General features: G+C 64.7%; 20 protein-coding genes. 6 read left to right on the top strand and 14 right to left on the bottom strand.

The window, feature by feature from the left end; all coding sequences use genetic code 11:
• Both earP and efp read left to right on the top strand, forming a co-directional pair.
• Nucleotides 1–165: elongation factor P maturation arginine rhamnosyltransferase EarP (gene earP / locus AC3WG5_RS14975; protein ID WP_492569370.1), on the top strand; the 165-nt coding region annotated here is incomplete at its 5' end.
• Nucleotides 166–222: 57 nt separating this feature from the next.
• Complete coding sequence (gene efp / locus AC3WG5_RS14980) at nt 223–786, top strand: elongation factor P (protein WP_008955025.1); 564 nt, start codon at nt 223–225, stop codon at nt 784–786.
• A gap of 95 nt (nt 787–881) precedes the next feature.
• On the opposite strand, the gene zapE is transcribed toward efp, so the two are convergent.
• Together zapE and cysM are read right to left on the bottom strand one after the other, a co-directional pair.
• A complete protein-coding gene (zapE, locus tag AC3WG5_RS14985) occupies nt 882–2,042 on the bottom strand; it encodes a cell division protein ZapE (protein WP_492569312.1) in 1,161 nt (386 codons plus the stop codon).
• 155 nt (nt 2,043–2,197) lie between these two features.
• Complete coding sequence (gene cysM / locus AC3WG5_RS14990; protein WP_014088132.1) at nt 2,198–3,094, bottom strand: cysteine synthase CysM; 897 nt, start codon at nt 3,092–3,094, stop codon at nt 2,198–2,200.
• A 216-nt stretch (nt 3,095–3,310) separates the two neighbouring features.
• Here cysM and AC3WG5_RS14995 point away from each other — a divergent pair, with 216 nt between their 5' ends.
• Nucleotides 3,311–3,610, top strand: a complete 300-nt coding sequence (locus tag AC3WG5_RS14995) for a BON domain-containing protein (protein WP_008955022.1) — start codon at nt 3,311–3,313, stop codon at nt 3,608–3,610.
• Nucleotides 3,611–3,861: 251 nt separating this feature from the next.
• Here AC3WG5_RS14995 and rfaD read toward each other — a convergent pair whose 3' ends face one another.
• The 10 genes from rfaD to cmk all read right to left on the bottom strand — a co-directional run bounded on the left by rfaD (nt 3,862) and on the right by cmk (nt 13,139).
• Nucleotides 3,862–4,857, bottom strand: coding sequence for an ADP-glyceromanno-heptose 6-epimerase (rfaD, locus tag AC3WG5_RS15000; RefSeq protein WP_492569314.1), 996 nt, complete (start codon nt 4,855–4,857; stop codon nt 3,862–3,864).
• Nucleotides 4,858–4,883: 26 nt separating this feature from the next.
• Nucleotides 4,884–5,459 (bottom strand): DUF924 family protein, encoded by a 576-nt coding sequence (locus AC3WG5_RS15005; protein WP_492569316.1) that lies wholly within the window; start codon nt 5,457–5,459, stop codon nt 4,884–4,886.
• A gap of 23 nt (nt 5,460–5,482) precedes the next feature.
• The gene (gene rfaE1 / locus AC3WG5_RS15010; RefSeq protein ID WP_014088136.1) at nt 5,483–6,451 is read right to left on the bottom strand and encodes a D-glycero-beta-D-manno-heptose-7-phosphate kinase; all 969 of its coding nucleotides are present in this window, start codon (nt 6,449–6,451) and stop codon (nt 5,483–5,485) included.
• A gap of 4 nt (nt 6,452–6,455) precedes the next feature.
• Complete coding sequence (locus AC3WG5_RS15015; protein WP_492569318.1) at nt 6,456–7,775, bottom strand: UDP-glucose dehydrogenase family protein; 1,320 nt, start codon at nt 7,773–7,775, stop codon at nt 6,456–6,458.
• Nucleotides 7,772–8,518 carry an orotidine-5'-phosphate decarboxylase gene (gene pyrF / locus AC3WG5_RS15020; protein ID WP_014088138.1) on the bottom strand — a complete coding sequence of 249 codons (747 nt, stop codon included), beginning with the start codon at nt 8,516–8,518 and terminating at the stop codon, nt 7,772–7,774. Before pyrF ends, AC3WG5_RS15015 begins: the two co-directional genes overlap by 4 nt.
• Nucleotides 8,519–8,683: 165 nt before the next feature.
• The gene (gene lapB, locus AC3WG5_RS15025) at nt 8,684–9,844 is read right to left on the bottom strand and encodes a lipopolysaccharide assembly protein LapB (RefSeq protein ID WP_173387107.1); all 1,161 of its coding nucleotides are present in this window, start codon (nt 9,842–9,844) and stop codon (nt 8,684–8,686) included.
• A gap of 71 nt (nt 9,845–9,915) precedes the next feature.
• Nucleotides 9,916–10,209, bottom strand: a complete 294-nt coding sequence (locus tag AC3WG5_RS15030; RefSeq protein WP_008955015.1) for a lipopolysaccharide assembly protein LapA domain-containing protein — start codon at nt 10,207–10,209, stop codon at nt 9,916–9,918.
• A gap of 145 nt (nt 10,210–10,354) precedes the next feature.
• Entirely contained in the window at nt 10,355–10,669 is a 315-nt protein-coding gene (locus AC3WG5_RS15035; protein ID WP_008955014.1) for an integration host factor subunit beta, read from the bottom strand.
• A 7-nt stretch (nt 10,670–10,676) separates the two neighbouring features.
• The gene (gene rpsA, locus AC3WG5_RS15040) at nt 10,677–12,380 is read right to left on the bottom strand and encodes a 30S ribosomal protein S1 (RefSeq protein WP_008955013.1); all 1,704 of its coding nucleotides are present in this window, start codon (nt 12,378–12,380) and stop codon (nt 10,677–10,679) included.
• Nucleotides 12,381–12,470: 90 nt separating this feature from the next.
• Nucleotides 12,471–13,139: a (d)CMP kinase gene (cmk, locus tag AC3WG5_RS15045; RefSeq protein ID WP_492569320.1), complete on the bottom strand. Its 669-nt coding sequence runs from the start codon at nt 13,137–13,139 to the stop codon at nt 12,471–12,473.
• A 319-nt stretch (nt 13,140–13,458) separates the two neighbouring features.
• Between cmk and aroA the strand changes: the two genes are divergently transcribed.
• Together aroA and AC3WG5_RS15055 are read left to right on the top strand one after the other, a co-directional pair.
• On the top strand, nt 13,459–14,748 hold the full coding sequence (aroA, locus tag AC3WG5_RS15050) for a 3-phosphoshikimate 1-carboxyvinyltransferase (protein WP_492569321.1): 1,290 nt from the start codon (nt 13,459–13,461) through the stop codon (nt 14,746–14,748).
• Between the two features lie 98 nt (nt 14,749–14,846).
• The gene (locus AC3WG5_RS15055) at nt 14,847–15,302 is read left to right on the top strand and encodes a pyrophosphohydrolase domain-containing protein (protein WP_492569323.1); all 456 of its coding nucleotides are present in this window, start codon (nt 14,847–14,849) and stop codon (nt 15,300–15,302) included.
• Here AC3WG5_RS15055 and AC3WG5_RS15060 read toward each other — a convergent pair.
• Both AC3WG5_RS15060 and AC3WG5_RS15065 read right to left on the bottom strand, forming a co-directional pair.
• A complete protein-coding gene (locus AC3WG5_RS15060) occupies nt 15,299–15,745 on the bottom strand; it encodes a YaiI/YqxD family protein (RefSeq protein WP_492569325.1) in 447 nt (148 codons plus the stop codon). The two genes, AC3WG5_RS15055 and AC3WG5_RS15060, sit on opposite strands and share 4 nt — an antisense overlap.
• Before the next feature lie 21 nt (nt 15,746–15,766).
• Entirely contained in the window at nt 15,767–16,651 is an 885-nt protein-coding gene (locus AC3WG5_RS15065; protein WP_492569327.1) for a prephenate dehydrogenase, read from the bottom strand.
• Between the two features lie 137 nt (nt 16,652–16,788).
• Between AC3WG5_RS15065 and AC3WG5_RS15070 the strand changes: the two genes are divergently transcribed.
• Nucleotides 16,789–17,082 (top strand): DUF4936 family protein, encoded by a 294-nt coding sequence (locus AC3WG5_RS15070; RefSeq protein ID WP_492569328.1) that lies wholly within the window; start codon nt 16,789–16,791, stop codon nt 17,080–17,082.
• Nucleotides 17,083–17,127: the final 45 nt, after the last annotated feature.

Raw genomic sequence — 17,127 nt, forward strand, 5'->3', positions numbered from 1 at the left:
TTCCACGCCTGGAACCGCGGCCAGGGGATGGCCACAGCCTGGGCCGCGCTGGCGCCGCAGCTGGACGAACTGCGACGCCACGCCCAGGGTTGGCCGAAGCAGGCGCTGGGATCGTCCGACTTGGCAAGCCGGCTGGTGCAAATGGTTGAAAACACGCTACAATAGCTGGTTTTTACGGAAATCCGTTTCCGATTCCGACTCAAGATTTGGGACTTTGAAGCAATGAAAACCGCACAGGAACTCCGCGCAGGCAACGTATTCATGGTCGGCTCCGAGCCGATGGTCGTGCAGAAGGCCGAATTCAGCAAATCCGGCCGTAACGCCTCCGTCGTCAAGATGAAGATGAAGAACCTGCTGACCGGCGCCGGCTCCGAAACCGTTTACCGCGCCGACGACAAGTTCGACGTGATCGTTCTGGACCGCAAGGACTGCACCTACTCCTACTTCGCCGACCCGATGTACGTGTTCATGGACACCGAGTACAACCAGTACGAAGTGGAAGCCGACAACCTCGGCGACACCATCAACTACATCGTCGACGGCATGGAAGACGTGTGCCAGGTCACCTTCTACGACGGCAAGGCCATCTCGGTCGAACTGCCGACCAGCGTGGTGCGCGAAGTGGAATACACCGAGCCGGCCGTACGCGGCGATACCTCGGGCAAGGTGCTGAAACCCGCCCGTCTGGTCGGTACCACCTTCGAAGTTCAGGTTCCGGCTTTCGTCAACACCGGCGAGAAAATCGAAATCGATACCCGCACCAACGAATTCAAGAAGCGCGTGTAATCGCGACGCTCCTCGTCAAAAAAGCGGCCTGATGGCCGCTTTTTTGTTGTCTTGCCAACGAGGTTGCCCTCCTGGTGGCGCCTCGCCGGGCACCATTACAGCGCGATCGACTGCAGCGACTCGAGCTTGAAGTTGTCGACCAGGTGGGGCAACTCCAGGTAGCTGCTCGACTGCATCTCGGTGAGACGGCTCGCGGTGCGGAAGAACTCGCTGGCCTGCATCCCCTCGGTGTAGATACCGTCGATCTCCACCGCGCAGCTGGCCACCAGTTTGACGCGGTGGTCGTAGAACACGTCCACCAGCCAGGTCAGCCGGCGCGCCGGCGAAGCGTCGTTGGCCGACAGCCTGGGGATGCCCGAAACGAACACGGTATGATATCCGGCGGCGATATCGAGGTAGTCGGTCTGCGAACGCGGGCCGCCGCACAGCGTGGCGAAATCGAACCAGATCACCCCCGGCGCGTGGCGCTTGACCATCAGCTTGCGCCCCTGGATTTCGATCTGGCGCGGCGACTCCGACGCCCCGGCGGTGAGACGGTCGAACATCGCCTCCATGCGCGCGTCGCTGTCCGCGCCGGACGGCACCATGAACAGCGGCTCGCGCGTCAGCTCGCGCAGCCGGTAGTCGTTGCCGCCGTCGAGGTTGAACACCGCCAGGTGCTGCTTCAGGAGTTCGATCGCCGGCAGGAAGTTGTTGCGCTGCAAACCGTTGGGATAGAGCTGGTCGGGGGGATAGTTCGAGGTCAACACCATGATCACGCCATGGCGGAACAGCTCGCTCAACAGGCGCGACAGGATCATGGCGTCGGCGATGTCGCTGACATGGAACTCGTCGAAGCACAGCAGCCGCGTCGCCTGGGCGATGCGTGCCGCCACCGTCACCAGCGGGTCGGTCTCCTTGCTCAACGAGCGCAGCTGGTTGTGCACCTCGGCCATGAAATGATGAAAGTGCACGCGGCGCTTGCGCCGGTACGGCACGCAGGTGAAGAAGGCATCCATCAGGAAGCTCTTGCCGCGCCCCACCCCGCCCCAGAAGTACAGACCCTGCGGCACCTCGGGGCTTCTCAGGCTGCGCCCGAGGAAACGGTTGCGCTTGGTCTTGAAGTCGACCAGCTGTTGCCACAGCGTGTCGAGCATGCCCACCGCAGTCTCCTGCACCGGATCGTGGATGAAGCCATCCTTCTGCGAAGCAGCCCGGTACCAGGCCAGCGGGCTCATCGAGCCGTCTTTGTCGGGAGAAAAAGCGTGTTGTGCCATGCGGACGGTGTCAGAAAATCGAAAACAGGCTCAAAGCGGGTGGAAGAAATCGTGGCGAACGCCCCGAGACCAGCTGGCGTGGCGCCGCCGTACCAGCGGCACGGCGAAGGCCACGACAGCGGAATCGGCGCGCACCGCCGCTTATTCGCACGCGCTCAGGGGAACAGGCCGGTGGACAGGTAGCGGTCGCCGCGGTCGCAGACGATGGAGACGATCACCGCGTTTTCCAGCTGCTGCGACAGTTGCAGCGCCACCGCCAGCGCCCCGCCGGACGACGGCCCGGCCATGATCCCCTCGATGCGAGCCAGGTCGCGCGCGGTCTGCTCGGCCAGCTGCTGCGACACCAGCCGGAGCTCATCGATGCGCGAGTAATCGCAAATCTTGGGCAGGTACTCGTCTTCCCACTTGCGGATGCCGGTGATCTGGCTGCCCGGCTCCGGCTGCACGCCGACGATCTGGATCGCCGGGTTCTTTTCCTTCAGAAAACGGCTGGTGCCCATGATGGTGCCGGTGGTGCCCATGCTGGAAACGAAGTGCGTCACGGTGCCGGCGGTATCGGCCCAGATCTCCGGGCCGGTGCCCTCGTAATGCGCCAGCGGATTGTCCGGGTTGGCAAACTGGTCGAGGATGATGCCCCCGCCCGCCGCTTCCATGCGCCGCGCCTCGTCGATCGAGCCCGGCATCGACAGCGCCGCCGGCGTCAGCACCACCTCGGCGCCGTAGGCACGCATGGTCTGCACGCGTTCGGCGCTGGAATTGTCCGGCATCACCAGGATCATGCGGTAACCCATCATCGCCGCCGCCATCGCCAGCGCGATGCCGGTGTTGCCGCTGGTGGGCTCGATCAGCGTATCACCCGGCTTGATGTCGCCACGCGCCTCGGCGCGGCGGATCATCGACAGGGCAGGACGGTCCTTGACCGAGCCGGCCGGGTTGTTGCCCTCCAGCTTGACCAGCACGATGTTGCTGGTATTGCCGGGCAGACGCTTGAGCTGGACCAGCGGGGTGTGGCCGACGAAATCTTCCAGATGCTTGAACGTGGGCAGGGTCATGCGGATTCTCCGTATAAGCCGATCATTATACCGGTTGCGCGCCAAAAAAAATCCACGGCCTCGACAGGGCTTTGCCACAGGTGCCGGCTACCGAACGGTTTAATTCAATATTTCTGTAATGTTCAAAATGTACGATGGCGCTATCCGGGAATCACGGCAAGGGATGTCCCCTTCGACGCACCATCATTCCCGCCTTTTTCCATAAGCGAGTCCGCCATGAAACAACGTGTTTTTGCTTCGAAACTGGTAATGGCCTTGCTGGCCGCCACCCTGCTGCCGGCCCAGTTCGCGCTGGCCGACGAGGCGGCCGATGCCGCGCTGGCCGCCAAGGTCAAGACCGCCATCGACGCCAACCCCACGCTCAAGGCGTTCAACCTGAAGGTCAGTGGCAAAAACAACGACGTCACCATCGAAGGCAATGTCGATGAAGGCCTGCAGATGGCCGAAGTCGGCGCCATCGCCGAGAAGGTCGACGGCGTGAAGTTCGTCTTCAACAATATCATGCCGAAGAACTGATCTAGCTCTCCAGGCACTTCGGCCCCAAGACAAACAGCCCGCGATGCGGGCTGTTTGTCATTCTTGGCTACGTAACCCAGAACCTATCCAGTAGGCGAGCGAGCCAAAGCGGGTTGAGTGTCGCCGGAGCGCAGGAACCGGAATGTACACGGAGTGCATGAGGATTCCGAATCGCTGAGCGAATCTAAAATTCGCACGCGGTCCGCCGGCGCTCAAGATGCAAAGGCGCAGCCGCCTAATGGCATAGGTTCTCAGCGGCTCATCAACCAATCGACATACCTATCAACGCCCTGCTCCACCGACAGCATCGGCTCGTCGTAACCGGCCTCGCGCAGCTTGCCGATGTCGGCCTGGGTGAAGCTCTGGTACTTGCCCTTGAGCGCGTCCGGGAACGGCGTGTACTCGAGGATGCCCTGCTCCACCAGCTCGGCATGGCTCAAGGCTGGCTTGCCCTCGTGGCGACGGCAGGCGTTGACGGTGGCCACGGCCACATCGTTGAACGGCTGTGCCCGGCCGGAGCCGAGGTTGAAGATGCCGGACAGTTCCGGATTGTCGAGGAAGAACAGGTTGACCTTGACCACGTCCTCCACCGACACGAAATCGCGGCTCTGACAGCCGTCGCCCCAGCCGTCCCAGCCGCCGAACAGCTTGACCTTGCCGGTTTCGCGGTACTGGTTGAAGTTGTGGAACGCCACCGAGGCCATGCGCCCCTTGTGCTGCTCGCGCGGGCCGTAGACGTTGAAGTAGCGGAAACCGGCCACCTGCGCGGTCAGGCCTTCCTTCATGCGCTGGCGCAGCACCTGGTCGAACAGGAACTTGGAGTAGCCGTAGACGTTGAGCGGCCCCTCGAACTCGCGCTCCTCCTTGAAGGTGCTGCCGCCGCCATACACCGCCGCGCTGGAGGCGTACAGGAACTGGATTTCCTCGCTCTGACAGTAGTCGAGCAGCGCCAGCGTGTACTGATAGTTGTTGTCCATCATGTACTTGCCGTCGTGGTTCATGGTGTCGGAGCAGGCGCCCTCGTGCACGATGGCCATCAGCTCGCCGTCGTACTCGCCGTCCAGCAGCAGGTCGAGGAATTCGTGCTTGTCGAGGTAGTGGCTGATCTCGCAGTCGACCAGATTGCGGAACTTGTCGCCGGAGCTCAGGTTGTCGACGGCGATGATGTCGGTGATGCCGCGGCCGTTGAGCGCCTTGACGATATTGGAGCCGATGAAGCCGGCGGCGCCGGTAACGACGATGGTCATGGTGTAGTCCTTTTCAGACGGATTCTTCAGAAGGAGGAACCGGGTTCCTCGAGGAACACCGCTTCTTCCGCGGTGCTTTCCCGGCCCAGCGCGGCATTGCGATGGGGAAAGCGCCCGAAACGTTCGACCACCGCGCGGTGGCGGCGGGCGTAATCGATTACATTGTCCTGGCCGGGGTAGCTGGCCAGCGCGGCAAACAGCCGCACCGCCTCGTCCTGATCGGCGAGCGCCTCGCTATGCTCAAATGGCAGGTAGACAAACCAGCGCGCCACCGGCGGCAACCGGGCATCGAGCCCCGCCGCCACCGCCTGGCGCGCCACCTCGCGCGCCCGCGCGTCGCAGCCGAAGGCACGCGCCGTGCCACGGAACAGGTTGCGCGTAAACTGATCGGCGACGATCAGCCAGGCCAGCGTGGCGCGGGCATCGCCGAGATCGGGCGGCAAGGCCCCCGCCTCCAGCGCCTCGACCAGCCTCAGGAAGCGCTGCCGGATCGACTCGTCGAATGCGGCATCCTTGCGGAACCAGGCGCCACGCTCGCGCGCCAGGTTTTCCTCCTCGACGCCGCCGAACCAGAATGACAGCACCTCGTCGTGCCACAGCATGGCGTGTCCCCTTTGCCAGCCGATTACAACGCGAACAGTTCCGGCTGGGTGCACACCGCGGTGCCCAGCTTGCCGACCACGATGCCGGCGGCGGCGTTGGCCAGCGACATCGCCAGCGGCAGCGGCAGCCCGGCGGCCAGCGCCAGGCCCAGCGTGCCGATCACGGTATCGCCGGCGCCCGATACGTCGTACACCTCGCGCGCCAGGGTCGGCTGGTGCAACGCGCCGTCGGCACGGAATAGCGTCATGCCCTCCTCGCTGCGCGTCACCAGCAGGGCGTCGAGGTTCAGTTCGGCACGCAGCGCCTCGGCCTTGGCGACAAGCTGTTCCTCGCTCTGCCAGCTGCCGGCCACCTGCCTGAATTCGCTGCGGTTGGGGGTGAGCAGCGTGGCCCCGGCATACTTGCTGTAGTCGTCACCCTTGGGGTCGATCAGCACCGGCTTGCCAGCCGCGCGCGCCAGCTCGATCATGCGCGAGACGTGGGTCAGCCCGCCCTTGCCGTAATCGGACAGGATCACCACGTCGTGGTCGGCAACGATGGCGGCGTACTCGTCCAGCTTGTCGGCGAGGATCTCATGGCTCGGCGCATCTTCGAAGTCGAGCCGGATCAGCTGCTGCTGACGTGCCACCACGCGCAACTTGATGGTGGTGGAGATGCCGGCGTCGCGCTTGAACGAGGTGGCGATACCGTCGGCGTCCATCAGCCGTTCCAGCGCGCTGGCGGCCTCGTCGTCCCCGACCACCGACAGGATGGTGGCCTTGCCGCCCAACCCGGCGATGTTGCGCGCCACGTTGGCGGCACCGCCGGCACGCTCTTCCATGCGGCCGATCTTGGCCACCGGCACCGGCGCCTCCGGCGAGATGCGGGAAACGTCACCGAACCAGTAGCGGTCCAGCATCACGTCCCCCACCACCAGCACGCGCGCGCGCCCCATGGCTTCGGCCAGGCTGGCCGGCTGCAAGGCCAGTGCCTGCAACAGTCCCGTCGTCATGGTCTTACCTCCCGATCGCCAGGTAATCGAAGCCCTGCTCGCGCAGCCAGGCCGGATCGTACATATTGCGCCCGTCGATGATCACCGGCACCTTGAGCGCGGCGCGGATCGCCTCGAAGTCCGGGGCGCGGAACATCTTCCACTCGGTGACGATCAGCAGGGCGTCGGCCCCGTCGAGCGGGCTCATCATGTCCTCGGCGAAGCGCAGCCGTGGATTGTCGCCCATCACGCGGCACGCTTCCTCGGCGGCGACCGGATCGTACGCCACCACCTCGGCGCCACGGCGCGTCAGCTCGGCCACGATCACCCGGGAGGGCGCCTCGCGCATGTCGTCGGTATTGGGCTTGAACGCCAGCCCCCACAGCGCGAAGCGGCGCCCGGACAGGTCCTCACCGAAACGTGCCACCGCCTTGTCCACCAGGCGCAGCTTCTGCGCGTCGTTGGCGGCTTCCACCGCATCCAGCACGCGCAGGGTATGGCCGTGGGCCTTGCCGCTGCTGATCAGCGCCTTGACGTCCTTGGGGAAGCACGAACCGCCGTAGCCGGCGCCGGGGTAGAGAAAGTGGTAGCCGATGCGCGGGTCGGAGCCAATGCCGCGGCGTACCAGCTCGATGTCGGCACCCAGCGTCTCGGCCAGGTTGGCCAGTTCGTTCATGAACGAGATGCGCGTCGCCAGCATGGCGTTGGCAGCGTACTTGGTCAGCTCGGCGCTACGCACGTCCATGAACAGGATGCGCTCGTGGTTGCGCTGGAACGGCGCGTACAGGCGGCGCATCATCTCGACGGCGCGCTCGTCCTCGGCGCCGACCACGATGCGGTCGGGCTTCATGAAGTCCTCGATCGCCGCACCTTCCTTGAGGAATTCCGGGTTGGAGACCACGCTGTAGTCGAGCTGGGCGTCGCGCTCGGCCAGCACCTCGGCGATCGCCGCCTTGACCTTGTCGGCGGTGCCGACCGGCACAGTGGACTTGTCGACGACGACCTTGTAGCCGTCCATGTAGCGGCCGATGTTGCGCGCGGCGGCCAGCACGTACTGCAGGTCGGCCGAACCGTCCTCGTCCGGCGGGGTGCCGACCGCGATGAACTGGATGTCGCCGAAGGCGACCGACTCGGCCACGTCGGTGGTGAAATGCAGACGGCCGGCGGCGACGTTACGGCGCACCATGTCGTCCAGGCCCGGTTCGTAGATCGGGATGCCGCCGGCTTGCAGCAGCGCGATCTTGGCCGGGTCGACGTCGAGGCAGCACACCTCGTTGCCGACCTCGGCAAGGCAGGTGCCGGTGACCAGGCCGACGTAGCCCGATCCGATTACGGTGATTTTCATGCTTGGGTCGTCCGGAAGTGAGCGATATCCTGGTTGATCTTGCATAGCACCTCCAGCGGCTCGGCGGCTTTGGTGATCGGGCGGCCGATCACCAGGTAGTCGGCGCCGGCGGCAAGCGCGGCGGTCGGCGTCATCACGCGGCGTTGATCGTCGGCGGCGCTGTCTGGCAGGCGGATGCCCGGGGTGACCAGCTTGAATTCGGTGCCCAACTCAGCCTTGAGCAGCGAGGCCTCCTGCGCCGAACACACCACGCCGTCGAGACCGCTGTCGCGCGTCAGGCGAGCCAGGCGCAGCACCTGCTCCTGCGGCGGTACGGTAATGCCGATTTCGGCCAGGTCGGCGGCCTCCATGCTGGTGAGCACGGTGACGGCAATCAACAGCGGGCGCTGACTGTACTGTTCCAGCGCCTCGCGCGCCGCCGTCATCATGCGGCGCCCACCGGAGGCATGCACGTTGACCATCCACACCCCAGCCTCGGCCGCCGCCTTGCAGGCGTGCGCCACGGTGTTGGGAATGTCGTGGAACTTGAGATCGAGGAATACCTGGAAGCCGCGTGCGGCCAGGCTTTCCACCAGCGCGCGGCCGGACGCGGTAAACAGCTCCTTGCCCACCTTGACGCGACATTCGGCGGGGTCGAGGCGAGCGGCAAAAGCGAGCGCGCTGTTGGCGTCGGCGAAATCCAGCGCGACGACGACCGGAGACACAGGCGCTCCGGACAGGTTGGCCGAAACCAAAGGATTCATGCAGACTCCTGAAACGATTTAAAGCCCGCTACAGTCGGCGAGCACGCCAGGACAGCGAGAGAGCCGACAGCACGCAGGAGCCACATGTACCACGTCGTACAGGAGGACTCCACACACCGTCGGTGCTCGGGTTGCCAAGGCGTAGCCGCCTGATGAAATGGGCGCTTAGTGAATCTCCGAGCGGTTGGGGGTGAAGCTCTCCCATTCGCCGCAGGCCGGGCAGTGCCAGAAGAAGGCGCGCGAACGGAAGTTGCAGCATTTGCAGCGATGCACGGTGAGCCGCTGCGCATGTTTGGAGACCAGGGTACGAATGACCTCGGCGTCGGCACGGCCTTCCGGCGTCAGCCCGTCCATCTGCGACTCGATCAGCCGGTACACCCCATTCAGGCTGGGCCGGGCATGCACCGCCTCGCGCGCCGCTTCTAGGGCACGCGCCTCCCCCTCGTAGGTGGCGACCTTCTGGTACAACAGATCGGTCAGCTCCAATTGCGGGAAGGTTTTCTGATAGCCGCGCAGCAGTGCAATCCCCTCGCTCGGCTTGCCAAGTTTTTCATACGCGTCGAACAGCCGCTCGGCGGCCATCGACAGGTATTCGAAATTCTGTTTCTCGATGCCCTGCCAGGCGGCGATGGCCTCTTCCAGACGGCCTTCGGCGAACTCGATGTCTCCCAAGATCAGGCTGGCGCGCACGCACTTGCGATTGGCTGCCAGCGCCTCGGTGACGTGACGACGCGCCTCGGGATAATTGGACTTGTACAACTCGCCCTGGGCCAGTTCACAGTGGTACTGGGCCACCTCGTGTTGGTAGGAGTGGGCGTCGCTGCGCAACTCCTTGGCCGTGGCGATGGCCTTCTCCCAATCGCGGTCCTGCTGGTAGATGTCGAGCAGCTGCCGCCGCGCCGAGCGCCCCATGTTGCCACTGAGCAGCTTGAGCAAAATCTCTTCGGCCCGGTCGACCAGGCCGGCCTTGCGGAAGTCCTGTGCCAGTTCGAAACGCACGGCGTCGCGTTGCTCGGACGGCAAGTCGGTCGACTCCAGCATCCGCTGGTGCAAGCGGATGGCACGGTCATTCTCGCCACGCTTGCGGTAGAGCTTGCCCAAGGTCAGCGGCAGTTCCTGCACCGCCGGTTGCTGCCGGGCCACTTCGGCCAGAGCCTTGACCGCTGCCCCACTGTCTTCTTCCACCAGGGCATCGAGACCGCGGAAGAAACCCGCCGGGACTTCCTTTGCCTGCTTCAGCACCGAACGCATGTCGACGCGCGCCGCCAGCCAGCCCAGGGCAAAAAACGCGGGGAACAGCAGCAACCACCACAGATCGAGCTCCAAGGCCATCCTTTCTCTTCAACGACAAAAATACGGCTGCCGCCCGAAGGGGCGGCAGCTTGCAACGGTCATCTTCAATCGGCCAAGGCGTCGCTGGGGTCGTGCACTACACGCGGCGAGGGCGGTCGATTGCGCAATTCCTTTTTCAGCAGCGACAGCTGCCGGCGCAAGCGCAGGTAGTAGGACAGGGTCGCCAACAGGCCGACCGCCGCTCCGGCAATGAAAAACACAAGCAGAAACACGATCAGCGGCGCGCTCCAGACCTGTCCAAAGAACAGCTTGAAATCGACCTGATGGCTGTTCTGCACCGTCACGGCGATCAGCAGCACCAAGAGGACAAGTTCGATGATACGCAGCACGTAGCGCATGGTTTTTCTCGGGGTAAGGAGTAAGCCGGAGTGCAAGTTTAAACGATTGGCTGACACAACCCAAGCCGCGCGGGAGGCGGCAACGAAAAAGCGCCGCGATGAGCGGCGCTTTGCTTGGGCTGGTAAGACAGCAAGGGCAGGCCTTTCAGACCTGCTCCTGGGCAAGCAGCGCGAGATCAACCCGTTCGCGCAGTTCCTTGCCCGCCTTGAAATGCGGCACAAACTTCTCAGGAACCGAGACGCTGCTGCCCGACTTCGGGTTGCGCCCGACCCGCGGCGGCCGGTAGTTCAGATCGAAACTACCGAAGCCGCGGATTTCGATGCGCTGCCCGGTGGCCAGGCTGCCGGCCATCGCATCCAGGATGGTCTTGACGGCCAGCTCAGCATCCTTGTAGACCAACTGAGAATTGCGCTCGGCAAGATGTTCCGCCAGCCTGGCAATCAGCTCAGATTTGGTCATGATGCCATTACTCAGCGTTGTTGCCCGAAGACAGCTTGGCTTTCAGCAGCGCGCCCAGGCTGGTGGTACCAGCGCTGACGTTGGCATCGCTGGCAGCCAGGGAGCGCAGGGCAGCGCCTTCTTCCTGGGCATCCTTGGCCTTGATGGACAGGCTGATGTTGCGGCTCTTGCGATCGACAGCGATGATCACGGCCTCAACTTCGTCACCTTCCTTCAGGTGGGTGCGGATGTCTTCCACGCGGTCGCGGGACACTTCCGAAGCGCGCAGGTAGCCTTCGACGTCACCGTCCAGCTGAATCACGGCGCCCTTGGCGTCCAGCGACTTCACGGTACCCTTGACCAGGGCGCCCTTGTCGTTCATGGCAACGTAGTTGTTGAACGGATCGCCTTCGAGCTGCTTGATGCCCAGGGAGATACGCTCTTTTTCCACGTCGATGGACAGAACAACGGCTTCAACCTCGTCGCCCTTCTTGAACTTGCGCACGGCGTCTTCGCCGGTTTCGCTCCAGGACAGGTCGGACAGGTGAACCAGGCCGTCGATGCCGCCCGGCAGGCCCACGAACACGCCGAAGTCGGTGATCGACTTGATGGCGCCGACCAGCTTGTCGCCCTTCTTGTAGGTCGCAGCGAAATCGTCCCACGGGTTGGCCAGGCACTGCTTCATGCCGAGGCTGATACGGCGGCGGTCTTCGTCGATCTCGAGGATCATGACTTCGACTTCGTCGCCAACCTGAACCACCTTGGACGGGTGTACGTTCTTGTTGGTCCAGTCCATTTCGGACACGTGCACCAGACCTTCGATACCTTGTTCGATTTCAACGAACGCGCCGTAGTCGGTCAGGTTGGTCACCTTGCCGAACAGGCGGGTACCGGACGGGTAGCGACGGGACAGACCAACCCACGGGTCGTCGCCCAGCTGCTTGAGGCCCAGCGAAACGCGGTTCTTTTCCTGGTCGAACTTAAGCACCTTGGCTTCGACTTCGTCGCCCACGGCGAGGACTTCGGACGGGTGCTTGACGCGGCGCCATGCCAGGTCGGTGATGTGCAGCAGACCGTCGATGCCACCCAGGTCAACGAACGCACCGTAGTCGGTGATGTTCTTGACGATACCTTTAACCACAGCGCCTTCGCACAGGGTTTCCAGCAGAGCTTTGCGCTCTTCGCCCAGGGTTTCTTCCAGCACGGCGCGGCGGGATACCACCACGTTGTTGCGCTTGCGGTCCAGCTTGATGACCTTGAACTCGACCTGCTTGCCTTCGTACGGGGTGGTGTCTTTCACCGGACGTACGTCAACCAGGGAGCCCGGCAGGAAGGCGCGGATGCCGTTGACCATAACGGTCAGACCACCCTTGACCTTGCCGCTGATCAGGCCGGACATGATGGTGCCGGCTTCCAGGGCTTCTTCCAGCTCGATCCAGGCGGCCAGGCGCTTGGCTTTTTCGCGCGACAGCTTGGTTTCGCCGAAGCCGTTTTCCAGCGCGTCGATGGCCACGGTCACGAAGTCGCCAATAGCCACTTCGATAACGCCGCTATCGGCCTTGAATTCTTCAACCGGAATCAGCGACTCGGACTTGAGGCCGGCGTTCACGGTTACAAAGTTGGAATCAAGGCCAACAACTTCGGCCGTGATCACTTCGCCTACGCGCATGTCGTGAAGGGTGAGGCTTTCTTCGAACAGCTGGGCGAAGTTTTCCATAGCGAGGGTAGTCATTAAGATTACTCACACGTGCATGCCTTGCGGCACGCGGGTTAGTGGTTGAGATACCGTCTTGCAATGCAGCAAAGACGGGTGCTAAAAAAATTAGAGGCCGGAGGCCTGTTGCTCCCTGAACCACTGAACGACTGCCTCGACCGCTTGGTCGATGGTCAGTTCGGTGGTATCAAGCAGTTTGGCATCCGGCTCCTGGCGCAGGGGGGCGACCGTTCTGGCGGCATCGCGCGCATCACGATCGACTATGTCCTGCTTAATCTTTGGAAGGTTAGCAGATTCCCCCTTGCCGATCAACTGCTTATAGCGCCGGCTGGCTCGCTCGTCGGCACTGGCGGTCAGGAAAACCTTGAGCGTCGCGGTGGGAAACACCACCGAACCCATATCGCGCCCGTCGGTGACCAGGCCGGGTGCCTGACGGAAGGCGCGCTGGCGCTCGAGCAGCGCTTCGCGCACCGCCGGCAGCGCACCGACACGCGAGGCACCCATGCCGATTTCTTCGCCGCGGATGGCGTCGCCGGCGTCTTCGCCGTCGAGCCAAACCGTGCCGTCGGCAAAGGCGACCGGCAGTTGGCGCGCCGCCTCGGCCAGCGCGGCCTCGTCCTCCATGGGGATGCCGCGACGGATGGCAAGCAAGGCCACCAAGCGGTAGAGCGAGCCGGAATCGAGATAGTGGAATCCGAGCTGGTCGGCCACCAAAGCGGCCACGGTGCCCTTGCCGGAGGCGGAGGGTCCATCGATGGTGATGACGGGTACGGTCATGTCGAGAAAAACCTGAGCAATAAGGTTGGCCGAAGCGAACCGGAAAAAGGGATCATTCTAGCTCAGCCAACACGGCCCCGGGGCTCGGGAATAGCGCGGCGAGCCACGCGCCGTCCGGCCAAGAGCGGGCAGGAAGAAGAACCGGCCGGGCACTCGCCGTGTCAGTGAGGTCTTCCGCGCCGTCCCGGTGAGCGCTTCCTGGCGGACAGGCCCGGTTTGCCTAGACGGCGGCCACACGGGTACAGTGGAGTGCCGAAGGCGGTACGATCCGATGTCGTGCCGCGATGACTCAGACCGAACCGTTCAAGAATCCGATCCCATGGAACAGCTGCTTCTTTCGCCCTCCCCCCGCCTGTCGGGCACCATCCGCCTGCCCGGCTCCAAGAGCATCTCGAACCGCACCCTGCTGCTGGCCGCGCTGGCCCAGGGCAAGACGCTGGTGCGCGAGTTGCTCGACTCCGACGATATCCGCCACATGCTGGGCGCGCTGCGCCTGCTGGGCGTGATCATCGAGCAGGTCGGCGACAGCCGCGACTTCGTGGTGCACGGCGTGGGCGGGGCGTTTCCGGTGAAACAGGCCGAACTGTTCCTCGGCAACGCCGGCACCGCCTTCCGCCCGCTGACCGCGGCGCTGGCGCTGATGCAGGGCGAGTACCAGCTCTCCGGCGTGGCGCGCATGCACGAGCGGCCGATCGGCGACCTGGTCGACGCGCTGCGCGTGGCCGGCGCGGACATCCGTTACCTCGGCAACGCGGGCTTCCCGCCGCTGGCGATCGCCCCGGCGACGATCGACGCCGGCCGGGTGATCCCGGTCAAGGGCAACGTGTCGAGCCAGTTCCTCACCGCGCTGTTGATGGCGCTGCCGCTGACCAGCGAAGCGGTGACCATCGAGGTGGTCGGCGAGCTGATTTCCAAACCCTACATCGAGATCACGCTCAACCTGATGGCGCGCTTCGGCGTCAAGGTCGAGCGCCAGGGCTGGCAGCGCTTCACCATTGCCGCCGGCCAGAGCTATCTCTCGCCGGGCGAGATCCACGTCGAGGGCGACGCCTCCAGCGCCTCCTACTTCCTTGCCGCCGGCGCCATCGCCGGCGGGCCGGTGCGGGTGGAAGGCGTCGGTCGAGACAGCATCCAGGGCGACGTGAAGTTTGCCGACACCCTGCGCGAGATGGGCGCGACCATCAGCATGGGCGACAACTGGATCGAGGCCAGCGCCCCGGCCGGCGGCCTCAAGGCGCTCGACGTCGACCTCAACCACATCCCCGACGCCGCGATGACCATCGCCGTGGCGGCGCTGGCGGCCGACGGCACCACCACCATCCGCAACGTGGAGAGCTGGCGCGTCAAGGAAACCGACCGCCTGTCGGCGATGGCCACCGAGCTGCGCAAGGTCGGCGCCACGGTGGAGGAAGGCCGCGACTACATCCGCATCACCCCGCCGGCGGCGCTGACGCCCAACGCCGAGATCGACACCTACGACGACCACCGCATGGCGATGTGCTTCTCGCTGGTGGCGCTGATGGGCACTCCGGTGGTGATCAACGACCCCAAGTGCGTCGCCAAGACCTTCCCCGATTACTTCGAGGTGCTGGCCTCGCTGACGCGCTGAGCGCCTCCGCGTCGGCACGCAAAGCGCCCGCCAGCGGGCGCTTTTTTCATGTAAAAACACCTTATATTGTTATCGACAGGCAAATCGATGACAATATATTGATCAACACCCTCGACTTCAACGCCATGACCGACTTCTTCGCCCTGCGCCGCGAGTTCATGCAGCGCTTCGACCTGACCCCGCCCGCCCAGCCGACGCCGCAGCCGGCCGACCTGACCTTATGGGAAACCATGCTGCGCGAGGAACTGGCCGAATTCTGGCAGGCGCTCGCCGAGTACAAGTCGCTGGCCGGCGTGGACGAGGCCGAGCGCGTGCGACGCATGGCGGAGCTCGCCGCCGAAGGAGTGGACGTGATGAACGTGTTGACCGGGCTGTTGCTGTCGCAGGGCCTGCCGGTGGCCGAGATGGCGCGGGAAATCCACGCCGCCAACCTGCGCAAATGCGTCGACGGCCAGGTGCGGCGGCGTGCCGACGGCAAGATATTGAAGCCGGACGGCTGGCAGCCGGCCGACAAGGAAGGGGTGATCCGCGCCGCCCTGCCGCAGGAGCGCTAGCGCCGCCTTGCCAGCAGCCGGTCGAGTTGGGCGGCGAAGGCCTGGCGCTCACGTTGGCCGAAGGGTGCCGGGCCGCCGGTGGCGACGCCGCTGTCGCGCAGCTCGGTCATGAAGTTGCGCAGCGCCAGCGCCTCGCGGATGCTGGCGTCGCTGTACAGCTCGCCGCGCGGGTTGAGCGCCAGAGCGCCGCGCTCCACCACCTGGGCAGCGAGCGGAATGTCGGCGGTGATCACGATATCCCCCACCTCTACCTGCTGCGCGATGTAGTTGTCGGCGACGTCGAAGCCGGCCGGCACCTGTACCGTGCGGATATGCGCAGACGGTGGCGTGGCGAGCAAGCGGTTGGCCACCAGCACCAGCGCCGTGGCGGTACGCTCCGCGGCGCGGTACAGGATGTCCTTGATCACCACCGGACAGGCATCGGCATCCACCCAGATCGTCATCGTTCTTGCCCTTTCTATGGCCTATCCCTGGCGCATGAAGCGCTGATTCCACGCCACGCGTGCCGCGCGCGCGGTGTCGAACACCTCGGCCAGACCGGTGCCGTCGCCCGCTGCCAGCAGGGCATGCAGCCGGTCGAGCGCCGCACGGTAATCGTCGAGCTCGGCCAGCAGCGCCGCGCGGTTGGCCAGGCTGATGTCACGCCACATTTCCGGGTGGCTGCCGGCAATGCGGGTGAAGTCGCGAAAGCCGGTGGCGGCGAAGTCGAAGCAGCGCGCGGCGTCGTCCTTGCCGGCGATCATGTCGACGTAGGCAAAGGCCAAGAGATGCGGTAGATGGCTGACGGCGGCGAACACCGCGTCGTGCTCGGCGGCACTCATCACGTGCACCTTGGCTCCGCAGGCCTGCCACAGGCGGCTCACCAGCTCGCTGGCGTCGGCGCCGGTTTCGGCCAGCGGCGCCAGCACCACCTTGCGGTTTTCGTACAGGCCGTACTGGGCGGCGACGGCGCCGGACAGATCGGAGCCGGCGATCGGGTGGGCCGGCACGCAGCGCGCCAATTGCTGCGGCAGATGCTGGCGGAACAGTGCGACCACGTCGCTCTTGGTGCTGCCGGCGTCGGTGACGATGGTGTGCGCCGGCAAGGTGTCGGCCATGGCCGCCAACAGTGCGCCCATCTGCCCGACCGGCGTGGCGAGCAGCACCATGTCCGCCTGCGTCACCGCGTCGGCGATGTCCTGGCTGATCTCGTCCACCACGCCCAGTTGCAGGGCGCGCTGCAGATTCTCCAGCGTGCGGCCGACGCCGATCACGCGCTCCACCAGGCCGGCGCGCTTGAGCGCCAGCGCAAACGAGCCGCCGATCAGACCGACTCCGACCACCACCAAGGTCTTGATGCCTTGCTGCACCGTTTTTCCCCTTCAACCCGGCAAGACCGCTCCGGCAGGCCGGCGCGGCGTGTGAACTATGGTAAAGGGTCTATCATAAGCGATTTTGCCGGGCGGCTGCCGAGCAAAGGTCGATTCAGCATCCCGGGGAGAACACCATGATGCATTCGCTGTACCTGTACTACCAGGTCGCCGTGCCCGACGCCAGGCTGCGCCAGACGGTGCAGGCGTTACAGCAGGAGCTGTGCGCGCGCTGCGGGGTGAGCGCGCGGCTGCTACGCCGGCGCGACGACCCCACTACCTGGATGGAGGTTTACGAAGGAATCGCCGACGACGCGGTATTTGCCGCCACGTTGGCCGAAGCCGAGCAACGCCATGGCATCGCGGCCTTGAGCGGCCCTCGCCACGCCGAATGGTTCCAGCCACTGGACGAAGCGGGCCCGGCGCCCTGAGCGGCGCCGCGTGAAACCGTGCAGCGCCAAGCCGTTGGCGAAAGA

The sequence above is a fragment of the Pseudogulbenkiania sp. FW507-F1 genome, assembly GCF_058781125.1.